Origin of the sequence: Companilactobacillus metriopterae (assembly GCF_004117915.1) — a bacterium.
Lineage (GTDB): Bacteria > Bacillota > Bacilli > Lactobacillales > Lactobacillaceae > Companilactobacillus > Companilactobacillus metriopterae.
This window is the reverse complement of record NZ_RSTD01000002.1, coordinates 25,511-48,388: the sequence shown is the minus strand read 5'-3', so window position 1 is coordinate 48,388 and position 22,878 is coordinate 25,511. Positions and strand designations below refer to the sequence as shown.

General features: G+C 33.2%; 20 protein-coding genes. 17 read left to right on the top strand and 3 right to left on the bottom strand.

Going from position 1 to position 22,878, the window contains the following annotated elements:
* Positions 1–2: 2 nt before the first annotated feature.
* Positions 3–1,016: a tRNA (adenosine(37)-N6)-threonylcarbamoyltransferase complex transferase subunit TsaD gene (tsaD, locus tag EKN01_RS05280; protein WP_129045306.1), complete on the top strand. Its 1,014-nt coding sequence runs from the start codon at positions 3–5 to the stop codon at positions 1,014–1,016.
* A gap of 34 nt (positions 1,017–1,050) precedes the next feature.
* On the opposite strand, the gene EKN01_RS05275 is transcribed toward tsaD, so the two are convergent.
* The gene (locus EKN01_RS05275) at positions 1,051–2,961 is read right to left on the bottom strand and encodes an ABC-F family ATP-binding cassette domain-containing protein (protein WP_129045305.1); all 1,911 of its coding nucleotides are present in this window, start codon (positions 2,959–2,961) and stop codon (positions 1,051–1,053) included.
* A 136-nt stretch (positions 2,962–3,097) separates the two neighbouring features.
* Between EKN01_RS05275 and EKN01_RS05270 the strand changes: the two genes are divergently transcribed.
* Together EKN01_RS05270 and manA are read left to right on the top strand one after the other, a co-directional pair.
* A complete protein-coding gene (locus EKN01_RS05270) occupies positions 3,098–3,742 on the top strand; it encodes a redox-sensing transcriptional repressor Rex (protein ID WP_129045304.1) in 645 nt (214 codons plus the stop codon).
* 17 nt (positions 3,743–3,759) lie between these two features.
* A complete protein-coding gene (gene manA, locus EKN01_RS05265; protein ID WP_129045303.1) occupies positions 3,760–4,728 on the top strand; it encodes a mannose-6-phosphate isomerase, class I in 969 nt (322 codons plus the stop codon).
* A 36-nt stretch (positions 4,729–4,764) separates the two neighbouring features.
* On the opposite strand, the gene EKN01_RS05260 is transcribed toward manA, so the two are convergent.
* Entirely contained in the window at positions 4,765–5,382 is a 618-nt protein-coding gene (locus EKN01_RS05260) for a CPBP family intramembrane glutamic endopeptidase (RefSeq protein WP_129045302.1), read from the bottom strand.
* 127 nt (positions 5,383–5,509) lie between these two features.
* On the opposite strand from EKN01_RS05260, the gene groES reads away from it, so the two are divergent.
* Both groES and groL read left to right on the top strand, forming a co-directional pair.
* Positions 5,510–5,797: a co-chaperone GroES gene (gene groES, locus EKN01_RS05255; RefSeq protein ID WP_099975123.1), complete on the top strand. Its 288-nt coding sequence runs from the start codon at positions 5,510–5,512 to the stop codon at positions 5,795–5,797.
* Between the two features lie 31 nt (positions 5,798–5,828).
* Positions 5,829–7,457 carry a chaperonin GroEL gene (gene groL, locus EKN01_RS05250; RefSeq protein WP_129045301.1) on the top strand — a complete coding sequence of 543 codons (1,629 nt, stop codon included), beginning with the start codon at positions 5,829–5,831 and terminating at the stop codon, positions 7,455–7,457.
* A 44-nt stretch (positions 7,458–7,501) separates the two neighbouring features.
* Here groL and EKN01_RS05245 read toward each other — a convergent pair whose 3' ends face one another.
* Positions 7,502–7,843: a hypothetical protein gene (locus EKN01_RS05245; RefSeq protein ID WP_129045300.1), complete on the bottom strand. Its 342-nt coding sequence runs from the start codon at positions 7,841–7,843 to the stop codon at positions 7,502–7,504.
* A gap of 238 nt (positions 7,844–8,081) precedes the next feature.
* On the opposite strand from EKN01_RS05245, the gene EKN01_RS05240 reads away from it, so the two are divergent.
* The 12 genes from EKN01_RS05240 (at position 8,082) to EKN01_RS05185 (ending at position 22,627) form a co-directional block, all read left to right on the top strand.
* Positions 8,082–8,885: a TIGR00282 family metallophosphoesterase gene (locus EKN01_RS05240; RefSeq protein WP_129045299.1), complete on the top strand. Its 804-nt coding sequence runs from the start codon at positions 8,082–8,084 to the stop codon at positions 8,883–8,885.
* Positions 8,886–8,897: 12 nt separating this feature from the next.
* The gene (gene mutS, locus EKN01_RS05235; RefSeq protein ID WP_129045298.1) at positions 8,898–11,453 is read left to right on the top strand and encodes a DNA mismatch repair protein MutS; all 2,556 of its coding nucleotides are present in this window, start codon (positions 8,898–8,900) and stop codon (positions 11,451–11,453) included.
* 13 nt (positions 11,454–11,466) lie between these two features.
* A complete protein-coding gene (gene mutL / locus EKN01_RS05230) occupies positions 11,467–13,341 on the top strand; it encodes a DNA mismatch repair endonuclease MutL (RefSeq protein ID WP_129045297.1) in 1,875 nt (624 codons plus the stop codon).
* Positions 13,342–13,343: 2 nt separating this feature from the next.
* Positions 13,344–13,934 (top strand): Holliday junction branch migration protein RuvA, encoded by a 591-nt coding sequence (ruvA, locus tag EKN01_RS05225; protein ID WP_129045296.1) that lies wholly within the window; start codon positions 13,344–13,346, stop codon positions 13,932–13,934.
* A 14-nt stretch (positions 13,935–13,948) separates the two neighbouring features.
* Positions 13,949–14,962 (top strand): Holliday junction branch migration DNA helicase RuvB, encoded by a 1,014-nt coding sequence (gene ruvB, locus EKN01_RS05220; RefSeq protein ID WP_129045295.1) that lies wholly within the window; start codon positions 13,949–13,951, stop codon positions 14,960–14,962.
* A 1-nt stretch (position 14,963) separates the two neighbouring features.
* Complete coding sequence (queA, locus tag EKN01_RS05215) at positions 14,964–15,998, top strand: tRNA preQ1(34) S-adenosylmethionine ribosyltransferase-isomerase QueA (RefSeq protein WP_129045294.1); 1,035 nt, start codon at positions 14,964–14,966, stop codon at positions 15,996–15,998.
* Between the two features lie 9 nt (positions 15,999–16,007).
* Complete coding sequence (gene tgt / locus EKN01_RS05210) at positions 16,008–17,150, top strand: tRNA guanosine(34) transglycosylase Tgt (RefSeq protein WP_129045293.1); 1,143 nt, start codon at positions 16,008–16,010, stop codon at positions 17,148–17,150.
* A gap of 70 nt (positions 17,151–17,220) precedes the next feature.
* Positions 17,221–17,631 (top strand): preprotein translocase subunit YajC, encoded by a 411-nt coding sequence (yajC, locus tag EKN01_RS05205; RefSeq protein WP_241685257.1) that lies wholly within the window; start codon positions 17,221–17,223, stop codon positions 17,629–17,631.
* Positions 17,632–17,749: 118 nt separating this feature from the next.
* Positions 17,750–19,189 carry a glucose-6-phosphate dehydrogenase gene (gene zwf, locus EKN01_RS05200; RefSeq protein WP_129045292.1) on the top strand — a complete coding sequence of 480 codons (1,440 nt, stop codon included), beginning with the start codon at positions 17,750–17,752 and terminating at the stop codon, positions 19,187–19,189.
* A complete protein-coding gene (dinB, locus tag EKN01_RS05195; protein ID WP_338323310.1) occupies positions 19,146–20,318 on the top strand; it encodes a DNA polymerase IV in 1,173 nt (390 codons plus the stop codon). Before zwf ends, dinB begins: the two co-directional genes overlap by 44 nt.
* The gene (locus EKN01_RS05190; RefSeq protein ID WP_129045290.1) at positions 20,318–21,274 is read left to right on the top strand and encodes a DHH family phosphoesterase; all 957 of its coding nucleotides are present in this window, start codon (positions 20,318–20,320) and stop codon (positions 21,272–21,274) included. Before dinB ends, EKN01_RS05190 begins: the two co-directional genes overlap by 1 nt.
* Complete coding sequence (locus EKN01_RS05185; RefSeq protein WP_129045289.1) at positions 21,275–22,627, top strand: DEAD/DEAH box helicase; 1,353 nt, start codon at positions 21,275–21,277, stop codon at positions 22,625–22,627. It abuts the gene before it with no gap.
* Positions 22,628–22,878 lie beyond the last annotated feature (251 nt).

Genomic DNA, 22,878 nt, shown 5'->3' with positions numbered 1-22,878 from the left:
AAGTGCAAAAAGATACAATAATTATGGCGTTTGAAAGTAGCTGTGATGAAACAAGTGTTGCAGTTATTAAAAATGGAAAAGAAATAATGTCAAATATAATTGCTACACAAATCAAGAGTCATCAAAGATTTGGTGGAGTTGTTCCTGAAGTTGCAAGTAGACATCATGTTGAGCAAATAACTTATTGTATTGATTTGGCAATGGAGGAAGCAAATGTAACCTATGACGATTTAGATGCTGTGGCAGTTACGTATGGGCCAGGATTGGTTGGATCGTTGCTCATTGGAATTATGGCAGCCAAAACTATTGCGTTTGCACACAATCTACCTCTAATACCTGTTAATCATCTGGCAGGACATATTTATTCGGCACAATTTGTGACTGATTTACAATACCCATTTATGTCATTATTAGTATCTGGTGGACATACAGAGATTGTTTTGGTGAAAGCACCAGGTGAGTTTGAAACGCTAGGAGATACTAGGGATGACGCAGTAGGTGAGGCATACGATAAAATAGGTCGTGTCCTAGGCTTGCAGTACCCAGCAGGTAAAACTGTTGATCAAATGTCTGCTAAGGGAAATGACGTCTATGATTTCCCCAGAGCAATGGTTAAAGAAGATAATTTAGACTTTAGTTTTAGTGGCATCAAGAGTGCTTTTATAAATAAGGTGCACAATGCTGAACAGAAAAATGAAGAGTTAAATCAAAATGATCTAGCAGCCAGTTTTCAAGCTGCGGTTTTGGATATTTTATCAAATAAATTATTTAGAGCTGTTGAAAAAAATCCAGTCAAACAAATAGTTGTGGCTGGTGGAGTTGCAGCTAATCAAGGACTTAGGAATCGATTGGCAAAAGATATCAAAGATAAAAATCTTGATATAGAATTAGTATTTCCTCCATTGAGATTGTGTGGAGATAACGCTGCTATGATTGGTGCTATTGCACAAATACAATACGAAAAAGGTGACTTTTCTGGATTAGATTTGAATTCTGATCCAAGCTTAGACTTCTAAAAAAGACAGTACACAATATGTGCACTGTCTTTTTTTAAATGCTTTCTAATTCCATTGATTTTTCGGTCCACTCTTCTTCAAGTGAATCTTTTTCGAGATTATTTTCATCAATTTCTTTTTGAATTTCACCAAGTTTTGTATACGAGCTGACAATTTCATCTTCAGTCATTTTTTGCTGAAGTTCAGAATTTTTTATTTCAATTTTTTCAATCTGCTCTTCTAAACTTTGAATTTCACGTGTTATTTTACGAATATATTTCTGATCTTCTTTTGACTTTTGATATTCTTCTTTTTTGATACTAACTTTTGGAGCACTTTCTTCTTCGTTAGTTTCTTTATCACTATTAATTTTTTCCAAATAATAGTCATAGTTTCCAAGATACAGAGTGCTTCCGGATTTTGAGATTTCAATTATTTTATCTGCAAGTGTATTAAGTAAGTATCTATCATGGGATACGAAAATAATAGTTCCGGCAAAATTATTCAGTGCTTCTTCAAGAACTTCCTTACTATCGATGTCCAAATGGTTAGTGGGCTCATCCATGATCAATAAATTATTGTTTTCCATTGATAATTTAGTGAGTGTCAAACGAGCTTTTTCTCCACCAGATAACCCACTAACGGGTTTATTAACATCATCACCACTGAATAAAAATGCTCCCAAGGTATTTCTAATAACCTGTTCATCTAACAACGGATGTAAGTCCCAAATTTCGTGTAATACATCTTTTTTAGGATCTAAGTTGGTAAGGTTTTGGTCATAGTAACCTATCTGAGTATTAGCACCAAATTTATATGTACCATCTAGCAATTTGATTTCGCCGAGAATCGATTTTAGGAAGGTAGATTTACCAACTCCGTTTGGTCCGATAATACCAATTCGGTCACCACGCTTTATATCCATGTTTACAGGATAAGACATTATTTCATCGTCTTCATATCCAATTGCTGCATTTTGAACAAGTAAGACATCATTACCGCTCTCTCTATCAATATTAAAAGAGAAGTGAGCTGATCCTTGATCAGACTGAGGCTTTTCCAATCTGTCCATTTTTTCTAGTTTCTTGCGGCGACTTTGTGCCATTTTTGTAGTCGAAGCACGAACAATATTTTTTTGAATATATTCTTCTTCTTTTTTGATTTCAGCTTGTTGTTCTTCGTAGTGCTTAAGAGCAACGTCTTGATTCTTTTTCTTTTCTTGAAGATAAAAAGAATAATTTCCTGAGTAATGGTTTGAAGAATGTTGATTTATTTCAACTATTTCATTAGTAACTTTGTCTAAGAAATATTGGTCGTGGGAAACAATTACTAGAGCACCCTTATATCCGCGTAGATAGTTTTCTAGCCATTCGACTGTATCTATATCCAAATGATTGGTAGGCTCATCTAACAGCAAAATATCGTTATTTTCAAGCAATAGTTTGACCATGGCAAGACGTGACTTTTCTCCACCAGACAAAGTGCTTATTTTGACATTCCAGTATTCTTCGTCAAATCCGAATCCTTTAAGAACACTGCGAATTTCAGATGGATACCCATATCCATTATTTTCTTTGAAATCATTTTGAATTTGGTCATATTGATTTAAAATATCTTGATAGTTTTCAGCATCAGTATCTCCGAGTTTTGCCTCAACCTCATGAAGCTTTTTCTCCATAATTTTCAAATCATCAAAAACGTGTTCCATTTCATCGAATACTAGATTATCCAAATTTAATCCACTATCTTGAGCTAAATAGCCAATTGAAGTATCCTTTTTTATGGAGATAGTTCCATCAGTATATGGTTCTTCCTGAGAAATTATTTTTAGAAGGGTAGATTTACCAACACCATTTCTACCAACTAATCCAATTCTAGAATGATCTTGAACTTCTAAGTTAACATTTGAGAATAAATTTTCAGTACCAAAGTTTTTAGTTATATTGTTTGCTTGTAGTAGTATCAAAATTATCTCCTTTATTTATTCACAATTTTAACATTTTTTATAAAATTAATCTTTTAAATTACTTATTAATATTGCGTTTTACTTCGATATTCATTAGTATATAATATAGTGAAAATACGCACATGGTGGGAATAAAATGACAGAAAATATTGTACCAAATGCAACAATAAAAAGATTACCAATTTACTATAGATACTTTCAATTTTTAAAGGATGAAGGAACTAAGAAGATATCATCTGGTGAATTAGCCGAAGGTATCAAAATTGACAGTGCGACAATTCGTCGTGACTTTTCTTATCTAGGGGCTCTTGGAAAAAGAGGATATGGATATGACGTCAATGAACTAGTTGATTTCTTCAAAAAATTACTAAATCAAGATCGCAGAACTAATGTTGCACTTGTTGGTGTTGGTAATTTGGGTAACGCTCTTTTGAATTATAACTTCTCAAGAACAAGCAACGTTCGAATTGCTGCAGCGTTTGATATCGATCCTGAGATTGTAGGAACAGTCAAAAGTGGTGTTCCTGTTTATGATATGAATGAAATTAAAGAGCAATTGGAATTACAACAGATTGATGTATGTATTCTAACTGTATCTTCAAATGCTGCTCAAAAAACAGCCAATATGCTAGTTGATGCAGGTGTTAAGGGAATTCTTAACTTCACACCAATTATCGTTAATGTTCCAAATAACGTAAGAGTTCACTATGTGGATCTTGCCAATGAGTTACAAACATTGATTTATTTCTTAGATCATGACAGCTCATTAGACCACGAATAATAGGAGGGGAAGTTACTATGGCAGAGCCACTATTTTTAAAACCAGTTTTCCATGAAAAAATATGGGGTGGTCGTAAACTATCTGAATCTTTTGGGTATGATTTGCCTGATGGAGATATTGGTGAGTGCTGGGCAATATCAGGGCACAAGAATGGAACTTCTATCGTAGAAAACGGAACTTTTTCTGGGCAAAAATTAGATCAATTGTGGACTAACCATCCTGAATTATTTGGAAATCCTAAAGGTAGTGTATTCCCACTACTGACGAAGATTTTAGATGCTGAAGATAGCCTTTCTGTACAAGTTCATCCTGATAATGATTATGCTATGAAGCATGAAGGAGAACTTGGCAAGACAGAATGTTGGTATGTAATCGATGCCGAACCTGATTCATATTTAATTTATGGACATAATGCCAAAACTAAAGAAGAGCTTGATCAAATGATTGATTCGGGTGACTGGGATCACTTGTTAACCAAAGTACCTGTTAAATCTGGTGATTTCTTCTATGTTCCTAGTGGTACAGTTCATGCCTTAAATAAGGGAATATTAGTCTTAGAAACACAGCAGAGTAGTGATACTACATATCGTCTTTATGACTATGACCGAGTAGACAAAACTACTGGTAAGATGCGTGAACTACACTTAGAACAGTCCAAAGATACAATCACTGTTCCTTACAAGAGACCACAGTTGAATATAGAGACTGTTGAAAAAAATGGCAATAAATATACAACATTTGTACAGCCACCATTGTCTCCTTACTTCGCAGTATACAAATGGGAAATAAATAATTCTGATGATTTTAAACATGAAGTTGGAAGTTATACTTTAATTTCTGTTTTGTCTGGTGAAGGTCAAATTACTATTGATAATAAAGATTACTCTTTATCAAAGGGACAACACTTAATTGTTCCTGCAACAGTTAATAGTTGGAAATTATCTGGAAATTTAAACATCATTGCCTCAGAATCTGGGGAAAAATAAAAGCGTTGAAACATTTAAAGTTTCAACGCTTTTTTATTATGCAAAATTAATCAATATAACAATTAAGTTCATTAAAATATGTGCCATCATATTTATGTAAATGTTCTTAGTTCTACTGTATATAAAGCATAAGAACAGTCCGATAAAGAAATATACTAAGAAGAAACTATCTTGATGTAAAAAGGCAAATAACAAGCTGGATAGTGCTGCAGACATCCCAAAGCCTATGTATTGATTTAAATCAGTAAACATAAGTTTTCTGAATATTATTTCTTCCATGATTGGTGCACATACTAAGGGGTATATGACATAATATGGGGCAAATTTCATATATGTTATAAGATCTTGTGTATTGGCTGATAATGAAACATTGAAGAATTGAACTAGTATCTCAGATATCACAAGTTGAATGACTATAATTCCCAAAGTAGTAGCAATTATCCAAAGGAAAGATCTAGTAGGACTTAATCGTCTTTCTGTAATATCTAAAGTTCTAGATTTGGCTAATATATAGCTAGTTGCAATGATTGTGACGACAGTCATTGTTATAAAGTAAGGAGTTCCCACTATTTTGAATCCGAGTAATATAGTTGCGATAACGCTAATACCCAAATATGTAAGAAAAATAGGTATCTGTTTTCTAAAATTATCCATGAAATACTCCTAAAATTATTTGTTTATACTTGAATCTTATCTGTAAAATGATATCATAAAAATTGTGATTAGCACATTGAACTTGAGAGTGCTAAAAAAGATATCATAAAATCTGGAGGTATTAAAATTGTTAAAACCACTTGGAGATAGAGTTATTGTATCAGTCGATCAAGAAGAAGAAAAGACTGTCGGAGGTATTGTTCTAGCTAATAACGCAAAAGAAAAACCTCAAACTGCCGAAGTTATTGCTGTTGGTGAAGGACTAGTTTCTGATAATGGAACAAAAGTTGCTTTAACAGTTAAAAATGGAGATAAGGTTTTATTCGATAAATATGCAGGATCAGAAGTTACATTTGATGATCAAAAATACCTAATTCTTCACGAAAAAGATATTATGGCAATCGTTGAAAAATAAAAAATACTAATACTAAAAGAGGATTTGTGAAATGGCAAAGGAAATTAAATTTTCAGAAGACGCACGTTCAAAGATGATGGACGGTGTTAATAAGTTAGCAGATACTGTTAAAACTACAATTGGACCAAAGGGTCGTAATGTTGTTATTGAAAAATCATATGGTTCACCTGAAATTACAAATGATGGTGTTACAATTGCAAAAAGTATCGAACTAGAAGATCATTTTGAAGATATGGGAGCAAAATTAGTTGCTGAAGTTTCTTCAAAAACAAATGATATCGCTGGTGATGGTACAACAACAGCTACAGTTCTTGCCCAAGCATTACTTAATGAAGGTATGAAGAACGTGACTGCAGGAGCTAATCCAGTAGGTATCCGTAATGGTATCGAAATGGCGACTAAAGCCGGTGTTGAAGAGTTAAGCAAGATTTCACACAAGGTTGCTGGTAAAAAAGATATTGCTCAAGTTGCTTCAGTTTCTTCAGCAAGTGAAGAAATCGGTGATTTAATCGCTGATGCAATGGAAAAAGTTGGTAATGATGGTGTTATCACAATTGAAGAATCAAAAGGAATCGATACAACACTTGATGTTGTAGAAGGTATGCAATTTGATCGTGGTTACTTGTCACAATACATGGTAACTGATAACGATAAAATGCAAGCTGATCTAGAAAATCCATATGTATTGATTACAGATAAGAAGATTTCAAATATCCAAGATATCTTGCCAATGTTACAAGAAATTGTTCAACAAGGAAAATCACTTTTGATTATTGCCGATGATATTGATGGTGAAGCCTTGCCAACACTTGTATTGAATAAGATTCGTGGAACATTCAATGTTGTAGCCGTCAAAGCTCCAGGATTTGGTGATCGTCGTAAAGAACAACTACAAGATATTGCAATCCTAACTGGTGGTACAGTTATTACAAGTGATTTGGGTCTTGAATTGAAAGACACAACACTAGAACAACTTGGACAAGCTGGCCGTATTACAGTTACAAAAGATAGTACAACTATTGTCGAAGGTTCTGGGGATGCAACACAAATCTCAGAACGTGTAGAAACAATTAAGAAACAAGTTGAAGAAACAACATCAGACTTTGATCGTGAAAAATTGCAAGAACGCCTTGCAAAATTAGCTGGTGGTGTTGCTGTAATCAAAGTTGGTGCCGCAACAGAAACAGAATTAAAAGAACGTAAATATAGAATTGAAGATGCACTAAATGCTACACGTGCCGCTGTTGAAGAAGGATACGTTGCTGGTGGTGGAACAGCATTGATGAACATTATCCCAGCTGTTAGCTCTGTCAAAGGAGAGGGAGATGTTCAAACAGGAATTAACATAGTTGTTCGTGCTCTTGAAGAACCACTACGTCAAATTGCTGAAAATGCTGGTCTTGAAGGTTCAGTAATTGTTGAAAGATTAAGACAACAAGAAAATGAAGTTGGATACAATGCTGCTAACGGTGAATGGGTAAACATGATTGAATCTGGTATTATCGATCCAACTAAAGTTACAAGATCTGCACTTCAAAACGCTGCCAGTGTATCAGCACTATTATTAACAACAGAAGCAGTTGTTGCTGATAAGACAGAACCAAATGATTCAGCTGATCCAATGCAAGCACCAGGTGCTGGTATGGGACCAATGATGTAATTTAATAAAATAAAAAACACTTCAGAATAAACTCTGAAGTGTTTTTATTTTTTGAAAATCGAAATAATTAAACTGTCCATTATTATTAATGTTGAAAATAGTAATCCCAAACCTAGTGCAATCTTAGTACCTGTTATAAGAAAGACAACTAGGAAAGCTAAAGCTAATACAATTCCAGTAAAGTTTAGTATTCTAATAATACTGTTCTTTTGACCGGTCACTCTCATTAGAGGCATTAATAATGCGACTTCAAGGATTACGACAGATGGATATATAATAGTCCAGTTACTAAAGTTATCAAATAGATTGAAGTAGATCATGGAAGTAAGATAAACAATAATTAATGCTACTGGTAAAATATAATAACTAATGGTTTTATTTTTCATAATGTAACCCCCCAGGAAATATTATTATAATAATTTACATTATACATTAAAATAAATATACAAAATATTTTTTATTTGAACTGATTTTAGCTTATTTCATTCCAAATAAGATTTTTAGATTATCAAAAATAAAGTAAGAAGTACTATTTTTATTTTTCCTAAAATACCCTTTTGACTAAAATATTTTATATAATAGATAAAGTATATACTATAAGTAGCTTTATTGGAGAAGTACATAATGAAAATTCTATTTGTTGGCGACGTAGTAGGTAATATCGGGTTAAAATCTTTGGACGAATATTTACCTCAAATAAAAAGAAAAGTAAAACCACAGTTAACTATCGTTAATGGTGAGAATTCTTTGAATGGTAAGGGTATTAGTGAAGATACATTCCAACAAATTTTGCATTCAGGTGCTGATGTTGTTACAGGTGGTAATCATGTTTGGGATCGTCGTGAGGTTCTAGAATTTATTAATAACAAAGATAAAAATATGGTCCGCCCTTACAATTTTCCAGGTGACAATGTTCCTGGCCAAGGCTACTTAAGCTTAAATATTAATCAAAAAAAGGTATACGTCATCGATTTACAAGGTACTGCTTTGATGCAACCATTGGACAACCCTTTTTTAGAAGTAGATAATTTGCTAAAAAATTTGGATGATGATTCGATCAAATTTGTAGACATGCACGCTGAGACAACTAGTGAGAAGATTGCTATGGGTCGTTATTTAGAAGGTCGTGTTTCTGCTGTGGTTGGTACGCACACTCATGTACAGACAAATGATGCACAACTAATTAACAAGACTACCGCATATCTTACCGATGTAGGGATGACAGGTTCATATGATGGAATTTTGGGAGTTAAAAAAGAACCAGTTATCAATCGATTTTTGACTCAAAGACCTGAGAGATTTCTAGTAGACGAAGACGGTAGAATGCAGATAAATTTTTGTGTAATTAATATTAACGATAGTAATAATTTTGCTACTTCAATTCAAAATTATGTCATAACACCAGATAATCAAAGATACTTAAATTAGTGGAGGAAAGATATGCCACAAAAAAATAAAGAAACACCTATGATGCAACAATACGTCGAGATGAAAAAAGATTATCCCGACGCTTTTTTGATGTATCGTGTAGGTGATTTCTATGAAATGTTTTACGAAGATGCTGTTAAGGCATCTCAAATATTGGAACTAACATTAACATCTAGAAATAAGAACTCTGATAACAATATTCCAATGTGTGGTGTACCTCATCATGCTGTACAAGGATATATCGATACACTTATTGAAAAAGGTTATAAAGTAGCTATCTGTGATCAACTAGAGGATCCTAGTATGGCAGATGGAATGGTTAAACGTGGCATTACAAGAGTTGTAACGCCGGGAACTATTATGGATGAGTCTGCTAATAATTCCAATGAGAATAACTACATAACTGCTGTTACAAATCAAAAGCAGCGTTTTGGACTAGCATATGCTGACCTATCTACTGGTGAGGTTAAGGTTACATCATTTGATTCATATGACGAATTAGTAAATGAGTTACAAAATTTAAATACAAGAGAAACTATTGTTTCAAATACTTTCGCGCTTAAATACCAAGAACCTATTATTAAGCGTGGCATATTAATTTCAACTGCTAAGGATAATGATGAAAATCTAGATTATAATTTTGACAATTTGACTGAAGAGCTACAAATAAATACTGTTCAGATATTGATAAATTATTTTCAAGAGACACAATTACGTGCATTGGATCATTTGAAACCTGCACAATCTTACAAGCCATCATCTTATTTACAGATGGATTATAATGTCCAAAGTAATTTGGAATTATTCAAAAATATCCGTACTAACAAAAAATCAGGTACACTTCTTTGGTTACTTGATGAGACTCAAACTGCTATGGGCGGCAGACTTTTAAAACAGTGGATATCCAGACCACTAGTTGATAAAAATGAATTATTAGATCGTCAACATATATTGCAATTATTCTTAGATAATTTTTTCCAAAGATCTTCGTTACAAGATTATTTGACTAAAGTATATGATTTAGAGAGATTAGCTGGGCGTGTGGCTTATGGAACAGTTAATGGACGAGATTTGATACAACTTAAATCTTCTTTGGAACAAATACCTAAGATTAAAGAAATTCTATTAGACATAGGTGATGAAGCACTAACAAAAGAGGTCACTGCTATTGATGCCTGTGATGATATATACGGCATTATTGATGATGCAATTGTTGATGATCCTCCGATATCAGTAACTTCCGGAGGTTTGATTAAAACAGGTTACAATGATCAGCTAGATGAGTATATTGACGCTTCAAAAAATGGAAAAAATTGGATTGCCCAGTTATTAAAAAAGGAACAAGAAGTAACTGGAATTAGTAATCTAAAGGTTGGGTATAATAAAGTATTTGGATACTATATTGAAGTTTCTAAGGGTAACGTAGGCAAGGTTCCTGAAGATCGCTATCAAAGAAAGCAAACTTTAACCAACGCAGAACGTTACATTACCCCTGAACTTAAAGAAAAAGAAACTCTTATTTTAGAAGCTGATGATAAATCTCAAGCTCTAGAATATGAATTATTTGACGGAATTAGACAAACAATCAAAAAAGAAATACGCCGTATTCAAGAACTAGCAACTATTATTTCTAGATTGGATGTTCTACAGAGCTTTGCTGTAGTTAGTGAAAACTACCATTACACTAAGCCAAATTTCGTCGATAAAAGAACTTTGAATATTGTTGATGGACGACATCCAGTAGTCGAAAAAGTTTTGTCTAATAATAGTTATATTCCTAATGATGTTGAATTTGATGAAAAAACAGATGTTGCACTTATTACTGGTCCCAATATGTCTGGTAAGAGTACATACATGCGTCAACTAGCTCTTTCTGTTGTGATGGCACAAATTGGTTGTTACATACCTGCGGAAAAAGCTGACATGCCTATATTTGATCGTATCTTCACTAGAATTGGTGCTGCAGATGATCTTATTTCAGGTGATAGTACTTTCATGGTTGAGATGAGAGAAGCAAATGACGCCCTTAAAAATGCAACAGAACATAGTTTGATAATTTTTGATGAAATAGGACGTGGAACAGCAACTTATGATGGTATGGCACTTGCACAATCTATTATCGAATACATTGTCAAAAACGTTCATGCTATAACTATGTTTTCTACGCATTATCATGAATTAACTGAGTTAACAGAAGAATTACCAGGGGTAAAGAATGTTCATGTTGATGCTTCAGAAGAGAATGGAACTCTAGTATTTCTACATAAAGTATTACCTGGTCCTGCTGATAAATCATATGGTATTCATGTCGCAAAGCTTGCAGGATTACCAACTCAAGTTTTGAAAAGAGCAGACAGTATTTTAATTAATTTAGAGAACCAAGAAAAACATGTTGAAGTCTCTGATGATACTCCAGAATTAAAAATAGAAGAATCACAGTTATCATTATTTGAACCTAACGATGATGAAAATGAAGTTTTAACTGATATTAGAAATCAAGATTTGATGGATATGACACCTATGGAAGCTATGAACTTGCTCTATAAGTGGCAAAAATCTATAAGATAGAGAGGTGAGTCATTTGGGCAAAATACATCAGTTACCAGTTGAATTGAGTAATCAGATAGCGGCTGGAGAAGTTATTGAAAGACCTTCTTCTGTAGTTAAAGAATTATTAGAAAATTCGATTGATGCTCAAGCAGATCAAATTATTATAACGGTCGAAGATGCTGGTTTAAAGTTAATTGAAATTAATGACAATGGAACTGGTATTGCATCAGATGATGTAGAAAATGCTTTTCAACCTCACTCTACAAGTAAAATAAGTGATAATCACGACTTATTTAATATTTCTACCCTTGGTTTTCGTGGTGAAGCGCTAGCTAGTATAGCTTCAGTATCAAAAGTTGAAATGATTACCAGTGATGATGGTTTATCAGCTGTTAAAGCAAATTTTGAAGGTAATGAATTATTATCAAGAGAAACTTCAGCTAGACCACAAGGAACTACTGTTAAAGTAAGGGATCTGTTCTTTAATACTCCTGCACGATTGAAATATGTTAAATCATTACAGACTGAATTAAATAAAATCGTTGATATTGTTGATAGAATTGCTATCGGTCATCCTGAATTATCAATTAGATTGATAAATAACGGTAAAGATTTGATTTGGACTTCAGGAAATAGTAACCTACCACAAACTATATCAGGTATATACGGAAGAACAATTGCAAGTAGTTTATTAAAGTTTGAAAATTCTGATGACGATTATCAAATAAGCGGTTACTTTTCTAAACCAGAAGTTACTAGATCAAATCGTTCATACATTTCGATTATTTTGAATGGTCGTTATATTAAAAATTATGCTTTAAATAACGCTATTATAAAAGGCTATGGATCTAAGCTAATGATTGGAAGATTTCCAATTGCAATTATAAAAATAGATTTAGACCCATCACTAGTAGATATTAATGTGCATCCAACTAAGCAAGAAGTAAGATTGACCAATGAAGGTCACATTGCTGAAATGATCAGAGCTGGTATTGAAAATGCCTTGGGAAAAGAAAATTTAATTCCTGATGCACTAACAAACCTTAATCGTACAAATCTAAATACGAATAAACCAATATTTAAGCAGCATTCTGAACAAATTAGTTTTGATGAAATTTCTGCAATTGAACAAATCTCTGAGCCAGAAATTAAAGATATTCCGATGGAAACTCCGTCTAGTGAATACTCATTTGATAATGGAGCTTCAGAAAAATTAATTTTTGAAAATCCGAATAAGTTAAAAGAGTGGGATGAAAGACTTCAAAATGAAGATGAGGTTAATACATCTGAAATTTCAACTTTTCCAGATTTACGTTATGTTGGTCAAGCACATGGAACATATCTAATAGCAGATACAGAGAAGTCAATTTACTTTGTGGATCAACATGCTGCACAAGAACGTGTTAATTACGAATTTTATCGTGAAGAGATTGCAAAAGTTGATCATTCACAACAACCTCTATTGGTGCCAATAGTTTTGGACTATCAAAATACAGAAAGTATTCTGATTAAAGAAAGAATGGATTTGTTGAACAGCTTAGGACTATATTTAGAAGAATTTGGTCAAAATAGTTTTGTAGTTAATTCTCATCCAACTTGGTTTGTTAAGGGACAAGAAGAATCGACAATTAGAGAAATGATTGATTATGTATTAAATGACAAAAATATAACTCTTGCAGATTATCTAGAAAAAAATGCAATTATGATGAGTTGTAAAAGAGCTATTAAAGCTAATCAACATTTAGATGAAAAGCAAGCAAGATATTTACTAGAAAAATTATCTAAAGCAAAAAATCCATATAATTGCCCACATGGTAGACCCGTTTTGGTAGAATTTAGTGATAAAGATTTAGAAAAAATGTTCAAGAGAATTCAAGATTCTCATGACACAAGAGAAAGTGAATAGATATGTTTGAATATTTAACTGGTAAAATTTCTATAATTAATCCTTCATATATAGTTGTTGATGTTAATGGAGTGGGTTATAAGATAAATGTTTCTAATCCGTATCGTTATGAAGTAGATCAAGTAGCACAAGTTTTTGTTGAACAGATTGTTAGAGAAAATGAGCAGGCTCTTTATGGGTTTTATGATCTTAATGAGAAAAAAATATTTTTAGATCTTATAAGTGTTTCTGGAATAGGACCCAAAAGTGCTTTGGCAATTTTAGCTAGTCAAGATGTTAACGGATTGATTACTGCAATTGAAAACAACGATGCTAAATTTTTGACCAAGTTCCCTAAGATTGGAAAGAAAACAGCACAACAAATTATTTTGGATTTATCTGGTAAAGTTGGCGTATCTAAACAATTATCAATTGACTTTATTCCTGTTCAAACAGAAGATTTATCTGAAAAATTAAGAGATGGGTTAGCTGCTTTGGAATCACTTGGTTATTCAGCTAAAGAAGTCAAAAAAGTAAAAGAACAACTTAAAACAGAGAACTTAAAATCAGCGGATGAGTATCTTCGTGCAGGTCTAAAATTACTTACTAAATAACAAAGGAGAGCAAAATGGATGATGATTTTGTAACTGATCAGAACATAATTGACGACGATGAACAAAGATCTGAGTTTACATTACGTCCAAGTTCATTTGATCAGTATCTAGGTCAAGACAAAGTAAAAAAAGAGTTAGATATATTTATCCAAGCTGCTAAGCAGAGAGAACAAACGCTTGATCACACTTTATTGTATGGTCCTCCTGGTTTGGGTAAGACTACACTTGCAATGATTATTGCAAATGAAATGGGAGTAGACATTCATACAACCACTGGACCATCAATTGAAAAATCTGGAGATTTGGTTGCTGTTTTGGATGAGTTAAATCCTGGGGATATTCTATTTATCGATGAAATTCATCGCATGCCGAAGAATGTGGAAGAAGTTCTCTATTCAGCTATGGAAGATTTTTATATCGATATAATAGTTGGCCAAGGTAGCGAATCTAGATCACTACATCATGAGCTCGCACCGTATACATTAATAGGTGCAACGACTACAGCTGGTAAGTTATCTGCACCACTAAGAGACCGTTTTGGAATCGTTGAACACATGGAATATTATTCTGAAAACGAATTAGCAAGTATTGTTAAAAGATCTTCCAATGTATTAGATATAGCAGTTGATGAAGATGGTGCACATGAACTTGCACGAAGATCACGTGGAACTCCAAGAATTGCCAATCGATTGTTAAAAAGGGTACGCGATTTTGCTCAAGTAGCAGATCAATCGATGATTGATTACAAGATAGCTAAATCAGCACTTGATCAACTTCAAGTCGATGAAGCTGGATTGGATCAAGTTGATCGTAGAATTTTATCAATGATGATAGAAATTTATAACGGTGGACCCGTAGGAATAAAAGTTATTGCTGCAAATATTGGAGAAGATCAGGAAACGATTGAATCGGTCTATGAACCTTATCTAATGCAACAAGGATTTTTGAAACGCACAGCAAGAGGACGAGTTGTAACGCCTAAAGGATATCAACATATGGGATTTCCATATCCAAAAGAGGAGAATTAGTATGACATTAACAACTGAAGATTTTGATTATAATTTACCTGAAGAATTAATAGCTCAAACACCTATATTAGATCGTGATCATTCTAGAATGTTAGTTTTAGATCACAAAACTGGTGAATACGAAGACAAGCATTTTTATGATATTTTGGATTATATGAATCCTGGAGATGCTCTAGTAATGAATAATTCACGTGTTTTACCAGCACGTTTATACGGTGTTAAAGAAGATACACACGCTCACTTAGAAGTTTTGCTTTTGAATAATATCGAAGGTGACAAGTGGGAAGTTTTGATGAAACCAGCTAAGAAAGCCCCTGTTGGAACTAAGGTATCTTTTGGTGATGGCAAACTTGTAGCTGAAGTTTTAGAAGAGTTGGAACATGGTGGAAAAATTATTGAATTTCACTATGAAGGTATTTTCTTAGAAATTATTGAATCACTTGGTGAAATGCCTTTACCACCATATATCAAAGAAAAACTGGATGATCCTGATAGATATCAGACAGTTTATGCAAAAGAAAATGGTTCAGCTGCAGCACCAACTGCAGGACTTCACTGGACTGAAGATTTATTAAAAAAAGTAGAAGAAAAAGGAATTAAATTAGTATACTTAACATTACATGTAGGTTTAGGAACTTTTAGACCGGTTAGTGAATCAGATATTAGTAAGCACGTTATGCATTCAGAATTCTATAGACTAGATGAAGATGCGGCAAAGACTTTAAATGAAGTAAAAGCCAACGGTGGTAAAATAATCGCTACAGGAACAACTTCAATTCGCACATTAGAAACAATTGGTACAAAATATAACGGTGAAATTAAAGCTGATAGTGGTTGGACTGATATATTTATAAACCCAGGATATGAATGGAAAGTTGTCGATGAATTTATCACCAACTTCCACTTACCTAAGTCAACACTTGTTATGCTAGTTGCTGCCTTTACAGGTCGTGAAAATATTTTAAACGCTTATCAACATGCAATCGATGAAAAATATCGTTTCTTCAGTTTTGGAGATGCAATGTTTGTTAAATAAAGGAGAACTATGGAACCTGCAATTAAATATACATTATTAAAAAAAGAGAAGCATACTGGTGCTAGATTAGGTCTTCTAGAAACTCCTCATGGTACTTTTGAGACACCTATGTTTATGCCTGTTGGAACAGAAGCAACAGTCAAAAATATAGCTCCTGAAGATTTGGATACCATGGGTGCTTCAATAATTCTTTCTAATACTTATCATCTCTGGCTAAGACCTGGTGAAGATATTGTTAAAGAAGCCGGTGGACTTCATAAATTTATGAATTGGGACAAAGGTATTTTAACTGATTCAGGTGGTTTTCAGGTATTCTCACTTGCCAACAGTCGAGACATTACAGAGGCAGGAGTACATTTCAAAAATCATTTGAATGGTCAACGTGAATTTTTATCACCTGAAAAAGCAATTCAAATTGAAAATGATTTGGGTCCAGATATTATGATGAGTTTGGACGAATGTCCACCATTTGATGAAAGCTATGAATATATTAAACAGTCAGTTGCTAGAACATCTAGATGGGCTGAAAGAGGATTGAGAGCTCATAGAAATCCAGAAACTCAAGGACTGTTTGGAATAGTTCAAGGTGCTGGATTTGAAGATTTGAGAAGACAAAGTGCTCAAGATCTTGTTAGTATGGATTTTCCAGGATATTCAATCGGTGGATTATCAGTTGGCGAATCTAAAGAAGAGATGAACCATGTTCTAGATTTTACAACACCAATGTTGCCTGAAAATAAACCTCGTTACCTAATGGGTGTTGGTACAGCAGATTCATTGATTGACGGTGTTATTCGTGGAATTGACATGTTTGATTGTGTTCTTCCTACAAGAATTGCTCGTAACGGAACTTGTATGACAAGTAAGGGGCGTCTCGTTGTGAAAAATAGTAAGTACGCTCGTGATTTCCGACCAATTGATGAAAATTGTCAATGTTATACATGTCGAAACTATAGTCGTGCCTATATCCGTCATTTGATAAATGCAGATGAACTATTTGGAATACATCTAACTAGTTATCATAATCTTTATTTCCTACTTAACTTGATGAAGGGTGTTCGTCAGGCAATTAGAGATGATAATTTATTAGAATTTAGAGAATCTGTATTTGAAGATTATGGATTTAATCAAGCAAATGCTCGCAATTTTTAAGAAGTTATTTAGTTACAAATAATAAATACTTTGATATCCTATAAGGTATCAAATATATGAGGTGAACAAATTGTCTAACTTAGTATTACTTGCACAAAAAAACAATGGTAGTAGTCAATATACAACACTAATAATTTTAGCTATTTTACTTATCGGTATGTATTTCCTAATTATGAGACCACAAAAGAAGAATCAACAAAAGCGTCAAGAAATGATTTCTCAAATGAAACCTGGTGATAGGGTTGTAACTGTTAGTGGACTTAAAGGTGTAATTGATAAAGTAAATAACGATAAAAAGGAAGTTGTTCTTGATTGTGATGGAATATATCTAACATTTGATATGAATGCTATTCGTCATATAGCAGCTGCTAATACAACTCCTTCATCATCAGCAAATGATGACAGATATGCAAAACCAAAAGCTTCAGAAGAAATAGAAGATGCTACAGAAGATAAAAAAGAAGATTCAGACAATAAATAGTAACAAAGATTGAAACATAAATATGTTTCGATCTTTTTTAGTTTAAATAGTTATAATTTAGTATTTATTGTGCGATAATGCAGTAAAATATTCTTATTAGAATAAAAGGAGTTTAGTAATGTCAGAAGAAAAATCAGCTGTTTTTATTATCTTTGGTGCGTCAGGTGATTTGGCACATCGTAAGCTTTACCCAGCACTATTTAGACTTTATAAATCAGGATACTTAAAAGATCATTTTGCTGTTATTGGAACAGCTAGAAGACCTTGGACTGACGATTATTTCCGTGAAACTATCGAAGAATCATTAAATAATGAAATTAAAAATATCAATTCAAATGATATTTCTGAATTTGTTAAGCACTTCTTCTATATGTCACATGATGTTAATGATGCTGCACATTATATAGCTCTAAAAGAGCTAGCAGCTAGTTTAGATGATCAATTTGAAACAAATAGTAACCGAGTTTACTACATGGCAATTGCACCTAGATTCTTTGGAACAGTTGCTGAACATATCAATAGTGAAGGATTGAAGACAGAAGGATTCAATCGTCTTGTTATTGAAAAACCATTTGGTCGTGACTACGCAAGTGCTGAAGAACTAAATAACGATATTTCCCAAGCATTTACTGAAGAAGAAATTTATCGTATAGATCACTATCTCGGTAAAAAGATGGTTCAAGAAATAGCTAATATTCGTGAGAAAAACACTACTTTTGAGAAAATTTTGAACAATAAGTATGTGTCAAATATCCAAGTTACATTAGCTGAATCATTAGGTGTTGAAGAACGTGGTGGCTACTACGAAACATCTGGTGTTCTACGTGATATGGTTCAAAATCATATAATGCAAATCATTGGTTCACTTGCAGTTGATCATCCTGAAATTAAAAAAGATAGTGAAGTTCATGAATTAAAGAATGAATTATTTGCTAGTTTGAAAATATTAACTCCCGAGACGGTTGATGATAATTTCATTCGTGGACAATATGATACTGATGAAAAAGGTCAAATGAAGGCATATCGTCAAGAGGACAATGTTGATCCTAATTCAAATATTGATACATATGCTGCTGGTAAAATGGAATTTGCTATTGATCGTTGGGAAAACGTACCGTTCTACGTTAGATCAGGTAAGAGATTAGTTGATAAGTCTTCTCGTATTGATATTGTTTTCAATGACAAAGTAACTGAATTTGGAATTGACGCTAATACAGTAGTAACCTTATACATTGAACCTAGTGAAGGATCAAATATACAAGTTAATGGAAAAGATTACTTAGAAGGTGATCAAAACTTGATCAAATTCCCAGAACAAGCTGATTACTTTGATAATGCTCGTGAAGCATACGAAAGTTTAATCATTGATATTCTTTCAGGAAACAAAGTTAACTTCACTTTCTGGAATGAATTACAAAGTACTTGGAAATATATTGATGTTATTCGTCAAAAATGGGATAGTGAAGAACCTGATTTCCCTAACTATTTAAGTATGACCAGGGGACCAGCGTTGTCTGATCTACTATTGGCACAAGATAATAATAAATGGGTGTGGTAATATTACATTTTTAAAAATACCAACGAAAATAGATTCATCGAGAAAAGTCATCCATGTTGACATGGATGCTTTTTTCGCGTCTGTAGAAGAAAGAGAAAATCCTCAATATAAAAAGAAGGCACTTGTTGTTGCACCTGATCCTAGGAAACATAATCATCATGGTGTTGTTACAACTGCTAACTATAACGCTAGAAAATATGGTGTCCATTCTGCTATGCCAGCTCAAAAAGCTTTAGATTTAATACCTTCTAGTGAGTTAGTATTGAAAGATCCAAACTTTACTTTATATCAAGAAGTTTCGCAGCAAATTCACGATATATTTTCCGACGTTACTGATGTTTATGAATCTGTCGCTCTAGATGAAGCATATCTAGATGTTACTGAAAATAAGTTGGATGAAACAAACACAATTAAAATAGCTAATTATATACAGCAAAGAATTTTGAAAGAGACTGGATTAACATCTTCAGTAGGAATTTCTTACAATAAATTTTTAGCTAAAATTGCATCAGGATACCGAAAACCTTTTGGTAGAACAATCGTTTTGAAAGAATATGCACTAGAGTTTATGAGTAATATTCCCATTGAAAAGTTTAATGGTATTGGAAAAGTTATGCAGGAAAAATTGCATTCGATGGATGTGTATACAGGTGCTGATTTACAGGATTTATCACAAGACACATTCCTTAATACTTTCGGTAAAATGGGCTATATCATGTATCGGAGAATTAATGGCATTGATGAAGCACCCGTTAATAATTTACGAGAACGAAAATCCATAGGACGTGAGAGGACTTTCACACAAAATTTGGTAACTGATGAACAAATATTTAAAGAACTGAAAAGAATATCTGAAATGGTAAGCGCTGATTTGTCTAAAAAAAGACTTCATGGCAAAACAATTGTTTTAAAAGTTCGTGACGATCAATTTGAAACGACAACAAAAAGAATGACATTTCAAGATTATATTTACGAGCAAGACGATATTTATAGAATTGCACTAGATATATATGATAAATTAGACATTGTAGATAAAAAAATTCGTTTGCTAGGGATAACTTTGACAAATCTTGATTCTTTATCATTTGAAGAGTTGTCATTAAATTTGTTTTCGAAAGAGGATAACTAATGAATACATTTCAAGAAATAGACAATACAATCAAGAAATATCAAAAAATTATAATTTTGAGACATCAGAATCCGGATCCTGATGCACTAGGATCACAGGGAGGGTTAGCAACTGCTATTCGCCAAGCATATCCAGATAAGGAAGTTTTGATTGGTGGACAGAACTCCAAGGGCTTAATTTGGTTATCAGAAATGCAAGATATCAAAGACAGCGATTTTGAGGGTAGTTTAGTTATTGTTACAGATACAGCTAACCAACCAAGAGTTGATGACGATCGTTTTAATAACGGTGATTTTTTAATTAAAATAGATCATCACCCAAATGATGATTCATATGGTGATATGCTATATGTTGATGATGAGGCAAGCTCTAGTTCTGAAATTATTTCTGATTTAATTGAAAGTTCTGATGAAATGAAGTTATCTAAAGAAATAGCTTACTATCTATACGCAGGTATAGTTGGGGATACAGGTAGATTCCTATACCCAGCAACTACTTCACATACCTTACAAACTGCAGGTAAATTCTTAGATTTGGGACTAGATACAAGTTCTATTAATCAAAAAATGAATGAGATTACCATAGCCCAAGCCAAACTTCAGAGTGAGGTTTTCAATGTAATTAAAATCGATCCAAGTGGAGCAGCACTTGTTATCATTGATAAAGAAATGATGTCAAAAATTGGTCTAAATCAAGAACAAGCTAACTCAGCTGTTTCAACACCAGGGAGACTAAAAGAAGTAACTAGTTGGGTTGAAGCTGTCGAGAAAGATGATGGAACTTTTAGAATGCATTTCCGTTCGCAAGGCCCCGTGATAAATGAAATTGCTAAACTACATGATGGCGGTGGTCACCCACTTGCTAGTGGAGCAAATGCTAAGGATCGAAATGAAATTGACCAAATTTTCAAGGAATTGATTGCTGCAGTTAACGAATACAAATTAAAGGAAAAATAAATGACAAAATTTTCACAGTATAATTTCCGTGATGAAATTAACGAATCACTGAAAGATATCGGATTTGATGAACCAACTGAGGTTCAAGAAGCCGTTATTTCATTGATTAATAAAGGGAAAGATATTATAGTCCAGTCAGAAACTGGTTCTGGTAAGACGCATGCTTTCTTATTACCAATAATGAACGCTATAACACCTGATCAACAAGTTCAGACTGTTATTGCTACTCCAAGTAGAGAATTAGCTTATCAAATTTATAACGATACAAAAAATATTTTGAAGAATTTTTCTTCAGAATATCAAGCTTCTATTTTTGTTGGTGGGGCAGATCGCGATCGCCAAAAGAAAAAATTATCGTCATCACAACCACAAATTGTTATTGGTACACCAGGTAGAATTTGGGATCTTATAAGAGATAACTATCTAAGAGTTGATACTGCCTCTAGATTTGTAGTTGATGAAGCTGATATGACTTTGGACATGGGATTCTTAGATGATGTAGAACATATTTCTTCAAAGATGCCAGATACAGTAGAGATGATGGTCTTCTCTGCTACTATTCCTCAAAAGTTAGAACCATTTTTAAAGAAGTATATGAATGCTCCTAAAAAAGTTGAGATTAAAACTGGTTCAGTTACTGCAAAAAATGTTGAAAACTGGTTGATATCAACAAAAGGTAAAGACAAAAATAAATTAATTTATCAATTATTAACAATAGGATCTCCGTATCTTGCTTTGATATTTGCTAATACCAAAAGCTCTGTAGATGATATTCATAGTTATTTGCGTGGTCAAGGGTTAAAAGTTGCCAAAATTCATGGTGGATTAACACCTAGAGAACGTAAGCGTGTTATGAAGCAAATTGAAAATATGGAATACCAATATGTTGTGGCTACTGATTTAGCTGCACGTGGTATTGATATAACAGGTATTTCACATGTAATTAATGCTGAAATACCAGATGATTTGGACTTCTTTATTCACCGTGTAGGACGTACTGGTCGTAATAAGTTAAGCGGTATTGCAATTACACTTTACCGTCCAGGTGAAGAAAATAAGATCGATGCTATTGAAAAATTAGGTATCAAGTTTGCACCTAAGGATTTGCGCAAAGATGAAATTGTTGATGTTCAAGAACGTGATCGACGTCAAAATCGTAATGCATCACAAGAAAAACTAGAGCCAAAACTTGTGGGTTTTGTTAAAAAGCAAAAAAACAAGAAAAAACCTGGTTATAAAAAGAAAATCAAACAAGCTATTACTACTGAACGTAAGAGAAAGACAAGAATTAATAATCGTCAAGAAGCTAAACAAGATCGAGTTCGTCGTAAAGAAAATAATAATCATAGATAAATTAATGATATTGACAAATGCTTGATATCTCGCTATATTTTTAGAAGGATATATCAAATAGATTCGCTATCAAAAGAGAGGGCTAACTGCTGAGAAAGCCTGATAGTAGAATATTTGATGCTACCAATTCAAAGTGTAATCAAATTATAGATTTATTTAATAAAGAGGCTAACGAAAATCGTTGCAATCAAGGTGGTACCGCGCATAGGCGTCCTTGAATTTGCAGCGATTTTTTTAATTTATTTTGGGAG

What these genes read in the sequence shown, in the direction of transcription:
- EKN01_RS05270 (WP_129045304.1), top strand. Translation starts at nt 3,098, where the DNA reads ATGACAGAAAATATTGTACCAAATGCAACAATAAAAAGATTACCAATT.
- manA (WP_129045303.1), top strand. Translation starts at nt 3,760, where the DNA reads ATGGCAGAGCCACTATTTTTAAAACCAGTTTTCCATGAAAAAATATGG.
- EKN01_RS05260 (WP_129045302.1), bottom strand. Translation starts at nt 5,382, where the DNA reads ATGGATAATTTTAGAAAACAGATACCTATTTTTCTTACATATTTGGGT.
- groL (WP_129045301.1), top strand. Translation starts at nt 5,829, where the DNA reads ATGGCAAAGGAAATTAAATTTTCAGAAGACGCACGTTCAAAGATGATG.
- EKN01_RS05245 (WP_129045300.1), bottom strand. Translation starts at nt 7,843, where the DNA reads ATGAAAAATAAAACCATTAGTTATTATATTTTACCAGTAGCATTAATT.
- EKN01_RS05240 (WP_129045299.1), top strand. Translation starts at nt 8,082, where the DNA reads ATGAAAATTCTATTTGTTGGCGACGTAGTAGGTAATATCGGGTTAAAA.
- mutS (WP_129045298.1), top strand. Translation starts at nt 8,898, where the DNA reads ATGCCACAAAAAAATAAAGAAACACCTATGATGCAACAATACGTCGAG.
- ruvA (WP_129045296.1), top strand. Translation starts at nt 13,344, where the DNA reads ATGTTTGAATATTTAACTGGTAAAATTTCTATAATTAATCCTTCATAT.
- ruvB (WP_129045295.1), top strand. Translation starts at nt 13,949, where the DNA reads ATGGATGATGATTTTGTAACTGATCAGAACATAATTGACGACGATGAA.
- queA (WP_129045294.1), top strand. Translation starts at nt 14,964, where the DNA reads ATGACATTAACAACTGAAGATTTTGATTATAATTTACCTGAAGAATTA.
- tgt (WP_129045293.1), top strand. Translation starts at nt 16,008, where the DNA reads ATGGAACCTGCAATTAAATATACATTATTAAAAAAAGAGAAGCATACT.
- zwf (WP_129045292.1), top strand. Translation starts at nt 17,750, where the DNA reads ATGTCAGAAGAAAAATCAGCTGTTTTTATTATCTTTGGTGCGTCAGGT.
- EKN01_RS05190 (WP_129045290.1), top strand. Translation starts at nt 20,318, where the DNA reads ATGAATACATTTCAAGAAATAGACAATACAATCAAGAAATATCAAAAA.
- EKN01_RS05185 (WP_129045289.1), top strand. Translation starts at nt 21,275, where the DNA reads ATGACAAAATTTTCACAGTATAATTTCCGTGATGAAATTAACGAATCA.